The organism is Pseudomonas sp. 05T35 (assembly GCF_056396605.1).
Genome location: NZ_JBFTLU010000643.1, coordinates 1 through 1,855, shown reverse-complemented (window position 1 = coordinate 1,855; position 1,855 = coordinate 1). Strand labels below are relative to the sequence as shown.

The window sequence follows — 1,855 nt, the reverse complement described above, 5'->3', positions numbered from 1 at the left end:
GTGGTAGAGAAAACCGGTCTGTATTCATTCCTGGTGCTGTTTTCCATGGGCATCACCAAGGGCAAGTGGAGCACCTTGCTTACCGAGTTGCTCGAATTCAAACGCAACTACGACGCCAACGTCAGCCTGGCAGCGTGCCTGCCGTGTGTCGCGCAACGAGACGTGGCGCGTTACCAGGGCATGGGGCTGCGCGACCTGTGTGATCAATTGCATGCCTGCTACCGCAGCAATGCCACCGCCAAGCACCTTAAGCGGATGTACACGGTACTTCCAGAGATCGTCATGAAACCGGCCGACGCCTATGATCAATTGGTCCGTGGCGAGGTCGAGGCGGTGTCAATCGACAATTTGCAGGGGCGAATCGCTGCGGTGATGCTGGTGCCGTACCCGCCGGGGATTCCGCTGATCATGCCCGGCGAACGTTTTACCGAGTCGACGCGCTCGATCATCGATTACCTGGCGTTTGCCCGCACATTCAACAGCAGCTTCCCGGGCTTCGTCGCCGATGTGCACGGCCTGCAGCATGAAGACGAGGGCAATGGGCGGTGTTACACCGTCGATTGCATAAAAACTTGAGGACTTTTCCGAGTATGCAGCCGGTCATCAATCCCAAGTCTCCGGGTTTGGCGGTACGTGTCGCCGATCAGGGATTCGCTGCCTATATCTGGGGCAGTGACTTCAGTTTTGAGGTCCGGGCCTACGCGGCCGCAGAGTTCAATAAGCCGGTGGATCAGTGGCCGCTGGAAACCATCACGCCCTACCGCAAGTGTTATGGGATTGACCCGGAGGAGTTCGCCAGTTACCGGAACGCAGTCGATAGTGCGATTTTCATGGCGTTTCTCGACGATCACCCGGTGGGGCACATCGTGATCAGCACTAACTGGAACGGCTTTGCCCATATCGACGAGCTGGCAGTGCACGCCCCGGCGCGCCGCCACGGAGTGGCGAAGGCGTTGCTGGATGTCGCGCAGTTCTGGAGTCGCAAGAAGAAACTGCCGGGCATCATGCTGGAAACCCAGAATAACAACCTGGGTGCCTGTCGGCTTTATGAGCGTTGCGGCTATGTCATGGGGGGCATCGATCACCTGCGTTATCGCGGCATCGACCCGCAAACCGCTGAGGTGGCGTTGTTCTGGTATCGGCTATTTGATAACCCCCTGGAACAGCCTGTCAGCTCGCCAGCATCACCTCGGCTTGTTCCTTGATGATCTCCAGTAACGCCTGGGCCGCAGGCGCTATCGCGGTATTGTTCAGGGTCAAGGCGTAAAGGCTGATCGGAACGGCCGGCGAGACGGGGCAAACGTCCAGTCCGCTGGCCTTGGCGCCTATCGCGGTAAACGGATCGACAATGGCCAGGCCTTCGCCGGCCTCGACCATGCTGCGCATCATCTGATGGGTCTGAACCCGGGTTTGCACCATCGGTGCCGGGCGCAAGGCCTGTAGTTTGCTCTCGAACATCACGCTGAGCGGGTCGTGGCCTTCGAGCCCGACCATCGACTGACCGGCCAGGTCCTGCACGGAAATGTATTTTTGCTTGGGTTGCAGCCAGCCATGAGGCGCCAGGAGCTGGAGTTTGCCTTGGGCAATGATCTGACACTGAATGTCGGGGTGGTCAGGGTCGTGCAGGCTCAAGCCGAGATCGCTTTCACGCAGCAGCAGGCTTCTGACGATGTCACGCGTGGGCTGGCTGAGCAGCGAGCAGGGCGCATCCGGGAAGCGTCGACGCAGGGTGGCAATGCCCTGTGGCAACAATTGCTGCGCCAAGGGGGGCGTGCAAATGATCCGCAACGGCGGCGCCAGGTATTGTTTGAGGCTGTTGGCCAGCCGCTGCACCGGTTCGAGGGCTTCGTAGACG

General features: G+C 59.7%; 3 protein-coding genes. 2 read left to right on the top strand and 1 reads right to left on the bottom strand.

What is annotated here, in order from left to right; translation table 11 throughout:
• Together AC1DH9_RS28335 and AC1DH9_RS28330 are read left to right on the top strand one after the other, a co-directional pair.
• On the top strand, positions 1-576 hold a 576-nt coding region (locus AC1DH9_RS28335; protein WP_477809253.1), incomplete at its 5' end, for an Orn/Lys/Arg family decarboxylase.
• Between the two features lie 14 nt (positions 577-590).
• Positions 591-1,205 carry a GNAT family N-acetyltransferase gene (locus AC1DH9_RS28330; RefSeq protein WP_427537555.1) on the top strand — a complete coding sequence of 205 codons (615 nt, stop codon included), beginning with the start codon at positions 591-593 and terminating at the stop codon, positions 1,203-1,205.
• Here the strand turns inward: AC1DH9_RS28330 and AC1DH9_RS28325 are convergent.
• Positions 1,171-1,855 (bottom strand): LysR substrate-binding domain-containing protein (locus AC1DH9_RS28325; RefSeq protein WP_477809252.1); only part of this gene is annotated, 685 nt, incomplete at its 5' end. The genes AC1DH9_RS28330 and AC1DH9_RS28325 overlap by 35 nt on opposite strands.

Bases quoted from the DNA above. Each gene is read 5' to 3' on its own strand.
- AC1DH9_RS28330 (WP_427537555.1), top strand. From the start codon at position 591: ATGCAGCCGGTCATCAATCCCAAGTCTCCGGGTTTGGCGGTACGTGTC.